Raw genomic sequence first — 4,782 nt, 5'->3', positions numbered from 1 at the left:
GGGCGCCTTTGCCCGCGAGCTCAGCCTGGCGCAGGGCACGCTGAGCCAGATCACTGGCCAGCGACCTGTTTTCTTTCGAGCGCCAGCCGGGCTGCGCAACCCGTTTCTCGCGCCGGTGCTCGACCAGCAAGGCCTGCAGCTCGTGAGCTGGACGCGGCGTGGTTTCGACACCGTCTACACCGACCCGGCGGGTGTGCTGGCCCGGCTCACGCGGGGCTTGTGCCCCGGCGACATCCTGCTGCTGCACGACGCCAACTCGAAAATGGCGCCGAGCGGCAAGCCGGTGGTGCTGGAGGTGTTGCCCCAGCTTTTGCGCCGCATCGAGCAGGCCGGCTTGCGCACGGTCACGCTGCCAGAGGCCCTTGCATGAGCAGCGCCAGCCTCACCCACCAACACTGGTCGGACTTGCGCGACGCCGCCAGCGAGCCCTATCGCCGTGCCGGCCACTTTGCGTGGCGTTTCGCGCGCGGCAAGCTGGGGCTCGACCCGGTGTTTCAACACCTGCTGAGCCAGGGGCTGATCGCACCGCGCGCCCACGTGCTCGACATCGGCTGTGGCCAGGGCCTGCTCGCCAGCCTGCTGCGCGCCTGCACGCTGCTGGCCCCGCAAGGGCGCTGGCCGAGCCAGTGGGCGGCGGCGCCGGCGGCGGCGCGTGTGACCGGCATCGACCTGCGCCCGCGCGATATCGAGCGCGCCCGGGCCTCGCTCGGTGGTGCCGCCGAGTTCGTGTGTGGTGACATGCGCCAGATTCCCTTTCCCGAGGCCGACACCGTGGTCCTTCTCGACGTGTTGCACTACATCAACGTGGCCGAACAAAACGAGGTGCTGGTGCGTGTGCGCCGCGCCTTGCCGCCACAAGGCACCTTGTTGCTGCGGGTCGGTGACGCCACCGCCCGGCCGGGCTTTCGTTTCAGCCAGTGGGTCGACACCGTCGTCGCCTGGATGCGCCTGCACCGTGTGGTGCCGCTGGCCGGGCGCCCCTTGGCCGAGTGGGTGGCGCAGCTGGAGTCGCTGGGCTTCGACGTTCGCAGCCAACCCATGAGCCGGGGCACGCTGTTTTCCAATGTGTTGTTGGTGGCCAAGGTGCGCGCCGTATGAAATCTGTTGCCATTTCTGCCAGCACCTTGAGCACTGCGCTCGGGGCGGGCCGCGCCGCCAATCTCGACGCCTTGCAGGCGCAGCGCACCGGCCTCGCACCGGTGACGTTCATGGACTTGCCGCTGCCCACCTGGGTGGGCGAGGTGGCGGGTGTCGACGCGGTCGTGTTGCCCGCGGCGCTGAGCGAGTTCGATTGCCGCAACAACCGCCTCGCCTGGCTGGGCTTGCAGCAAGACGGTTTTGTCGACGCGGTGGCCGCCGCGCGGGCGCGCTGGGGTGCGGGCAGGGTGGGCGTGTTCCTCGGCACCAGCACCTCGGGCCTGTTGCAGACCGAGCTGGCCTACCGCCGTCGCGGTGCGAACAGCGCCTTGCCGGCCGACTTCCTTTACGGCCCCACCCAGAACACCTACTCGGTGGCCGGCTTCGTGGTGCGTGCGCTGCGCCTGCAGGGGCCGAGCTGGGTGGTGTCGACCGCGTGTTCGTCCAGCGCCAAGGTGTTTGGCACGGCGGCGCGCCTCATGGAGCTGGGGCTGATCGACGCGGCGGTGGTCGGCGGCGTCGACAGCCTGTGCCTGAGCACGCTGTATGGATTCAACTCGCTGGAGCTGTTGTCGAGCGAGATCTGCCGGCCCTGGGATGCATCACGCAAGGGTCTGTCGATCGGCGAAGCCGCCGCGTTCGCGCTGCTGGAGCGTGAGGTCGACACACCCCAAGGCTGGCTGCTCGGCGTGGGCGAAAGCAACGACGGATACCACATGAGCACACCCCACCCCGAAGGCGCAGGCGCCATCGCCGCCATGCGTTCGGCGCTGGCAGACGCGCAGATGGAGCCTGGCGACATCGACTACATCAACCTGCACGGCACCGCCACGCCCAGCAACGACGCCGCCGAAGACAACGCGGTGCGCAGCGTGTTCGGCACCGCCACACCGTGCAGCTCGACCAAGGGCGCGACCGGCCACACCCTGGGCGCGGCCGGCGGGGTAGAAGCGCTGGTGGCCTTGCTGGCGCTGGAGCACGGGCTGATGCCGGCGGGGCTCAACATTCAAACGCGTGACCCGGCCTTGTTGATGAACTACCTGCAAGACAACCGCAGCGCGAGCGTGAAGCGGGTGCTCTCGAATTCATTCGGCTTTGGCGGCTCGAATGCGAGCCTGGTGTTTGGGAGCGCTCCATGAGCAGCCTTCGTGTATGGGTGCAAGGTGTCGGCTTGCTGGGGCCCGGCATGAGCTCGTGGGCCAGCTCGCAAGAGCTGCTGCGCGGTGCGCTCGCTCACGTGAACGTGCCGACCGTGTTGCCCGTGCCGGTGCGGCTGCCGCCGGCCGAGCGGCGGCGTGCCGGTGCGGCCGTCAAGCTGGCGATGGCGGTGGCCGACGAAGCGGTGGCGCAAGCGCAGGTCGACCCCGCTGTGCTGGCCACGGTGTTCAGCTCCTCCAGCGGCGAGTGTGCCAATTGCCACGCGATGTGTGAGGCGCTGGAGATGACCGCGCCGGTGGTGTCGCCGACCCGCTTCACCAACTCGGTTCACAACGCGTCGTCGGGGGCTTGGCACATCGCGGTGTCGAGCCGTGCGCCATCGACCAGCCTGTGCGCCTTCAACGGCAGCTTCGGCGCCGGCCTGATCGAAGCCGCCTCCAACGTGTGCCTGAGCGGAGAGCCGGTGCTGCTGGTGGCGAGCGACTCACCCTACCCCGAGCCCCTGCATTCGACGCGGCCCTTGCCCGACCACTTTGGCGTGGCGCTGTTGCTCACGCCGGCGGCCACCGAGCGCTCGCTGGCGGCCTTGACGATCCAGCTCGCCAGCTCCCAGCCGGCGGCGCGCCCGCTCGCATCGGGCTCGCTCGACACCTTGCGGCGTGTCATTCCTGCGGCCGCGGCCTTGCCGCTGCTGGTGGCGCTGGCGCAGCGCCAACCGCAGCGCGGGCTGGTGGTCGACTACCTGCCCGAGATGGGGCTGCGCCTCGACCTGGAGCCGCTCGCGTGACGATCACGCGGCTCGACCACGCCGGCATCGCCGCGCTGATCCCGCACAGCGGCAGCATGTGCCTGCTGGACCGGCTGGCGCGGTGGGATGCGCAGCGCATCGTTTGCATCGCCACCAACCACCGTGATGCCGATCACCCGCTGCGCACTCGCAGCGGCCTGCTGTCGACCTGCACGATCGAATACGCCGCGCAGGCGATGGCCTTGCACGGCGCGTTGATCGGGCAAGAGGCCGGCACGGCGGTGAGCCCGGGATTTCTCGCGAGCGCTCGCGGCGTGCAGCTGAACGTGTTGCGGCTCGATGACCTGCCCTTGGCGGACTCGCCCGACGAGCTGCGCATCGAAGCCACCCGCCAGAGCGGTGATGCGCGGCAGATTCTTTACGCCTTCCAGGTCAGCCACGCCGGCCGCCCGCTGGCCCAAGGGCGCGCGGCGGTGGTGCTCAACACGCCTTTGGCTTCATGACAACAGACACCCCTGCTCCTGCAAAACGTGCGCTGGTCACCGGCGCAAGCGGCGACCTTGGTCGAGCCATTGCGCTGCGCTTGGCGCGTGACGGCTTTCACGTCATCGTGCACGCCAACAGCCGGCTCGCCGCCGCTCAAGAGCTGGTGGCGCAGATCGAAGCGGCGGGAGGCCGGGCTGAAGCCGTGGCCTTCAACGTGACTGACCGCGACGCGGCTCAGCTCGCGCTGGCCGCGCTGCTGCAAGCGGGGCCGGTGCAGGTGCTGGTCAACAATGCCGGCACCCACAGCGACGCCGCCTTTCCCGCGCTGACACAGCCGCAGTGGCAAGGTGTGATCGACGTGTCGCTGAACGGTTTTTTCAACGTCACGCAACCGCTCACGATGCCGATGATCCGCACCCGCTGGGGCCGCATCATCAACATCTCGTCGATCGCCTCGCTCACCGGCAACCGCGGGCAGGTGAACTACGCTGCGGCCAAGGGCGCGCTCAACAGCGCCACCAAGGCGCTCTCGCTGGAGCTGGCGAGCCGGGGCATCACCGTCAATGCGGTGGCGCCGGGCATCATCGATTCGGGCATGGCCGAGGGCACGTTCGACCAGGCGACCATCGACCGCATGGTGCCGATGAAGCGCGCCGGGCGGGCCGATGAGGTGGCGGCGCTGGTGGGGTTTTTGGCGTCGGCCGAGGCCGGCTACATCACCGGGCAGGTCATCTCGATCAATGGCGGGATGGCCTGAGGAAGGACGGGGCGGAGTCTGGGCTCGGTTTCTTGACCGCCAAGGCGCAAAGGTCGCAAAGAACGCAAAGGAAAAGAAAGCTTTGCGGATTCTTTGCGACCTTTGCGTTCTTGGCGCCTTTGCGTTGAACCTGCTGGCAGAAGCAAGGCGCAGAACGACGATCAGCTGCGCTCGAACAGCAACACCGCGTTGGTGCCGCCAAAGGCAAACGAGTTGCTGATCGCCGCCTCGAGCTGAGGCGCTGCCAAGCCCGTCTCGGTGACGAGGTTCATGCGGCAGGCTGGATCAATCGCTTTGCAATGCGAATTCGGTGGCAGTTGCTGCCGGTGCAAGGCCAGCACGGTGATGGCGGCCTCCAGCGCACCGGCGGCGCCCAGCAGGTGGCCATGCAAGGCCTTGGTGGAACTCACCCGAAGCGAGTCGAAATCACCGCCCCACACTTCGGCCAGCGCGTCGCGCTCGATCACGTCGCCAATGCGGGTGGCGGTGCCGTGTG

Annotated in this window: 6 protein-coding genes and 1 pseudogene; 6 read left to right on the top strand and 1 reads right to left on the bottom strand. The window is 68.6% G+C overall.

Annotated features, from left to right (window positions below; all coding sequences use genetic code 11):
- From RMO40_RS24750 to fabG, 6 genes are all read left to right on the top strand, one after another.
- Positions 1-370, top strand: a 370-nt coding sequence (locus RMO40_RS24750) for a polysaccharide deacetylase family protein (protein WP_309726504.1), incomplete at its 5' end; no start/stop codon positions are given.
- The gene (locus RMO40_RS24745) at positions 367-1,098 is read left to right on the top strand and encodes a methyltransferase domain-containing protein (RefSeq protein WP_309726502.1); all 732 of its coding nucleotides are present in this window, start codon (positions 367-369) and stop codon (positions 1,096-1,098) included. The genes RMO40_RS24750 and RMO40_RS24745, both read left to right, overlap by 4 nt.
- On the top strand, positions 1,095-2,276 hold the full coding sequence (locus RMO40_RS24740) for a beta-ketoacyl-ACP synthase (RefSeq protein WP_309726500.1): 1,182 nt from the start codon (positions 1,095-1,097) through the stop codon (positions 2,274-2,276). Before RMO40_RS24745 ends, RMO40_RS24740 begins: the two co-directional genes overlap by 4 nt.
- Complete coding sequence (locus tag RMO40_RS24735) at positions 2,273-3,082, top strand: beta-ketoacyl synthase chain length factor (protein WP_309726498.1); 810 nt, start codon at positions 2,273-2,275, stop codon at positions 3,080-3,082. The genes RMO40_RS24740 and RMO40_RS24735 overlap by 4 nt, the downstream gene beginning before the upstream one ends.
- Complete coding sequence (locus RMO40_RS24730; protein WP_309726496.1) at positions 3,079-3,546, top strand: ApeP family dehydratase; 468 nt, start codon at positions 3,079-3,081, stop codon at positions 3,544-3,546. Before RMO40_RS24735 ends, RMO40_RS24730 begins: the two co-directional genes overlap by 4 nt.
- Complete coding sequence (gene fabG / locus RMO40_RS24725) at positions 3,543-4,286, top strand: 3-oxoacyl-ACP reductase FabG (RefSeq protein WP_309726494.1); 744 nt, start codon at positions 3,543-3,545, stop codon at positions 4,284-4,286. Before RMO40_RS24730 ends, fabG begins: the two co-directional genes overlap by 4 nt.
- Before the next feature lie 161 nt (positions 4,287-4,447).
- Here the strand turns inward: fabG and RMO40_RS24720 are convergent.
- A pseudogene (locus RMO40_RS24720) lies at positions 4,448-4,782 on the bottom strand (beta-ketoacyl-[acyl-carrier-protein] synthase family protein); the annotation flags it as partial.

The organism is Rhizobacter sp., assembly GCF_031412075.1.
GTDB lineage: Bacteria > Pseudomonadota > Gammaproteobacteria > Burkholderiales > Burkholderiaceae_C > Rhizobacter.
This window is presented reverse-complemented; position numbering and strand designations above follow the sequence as displayed.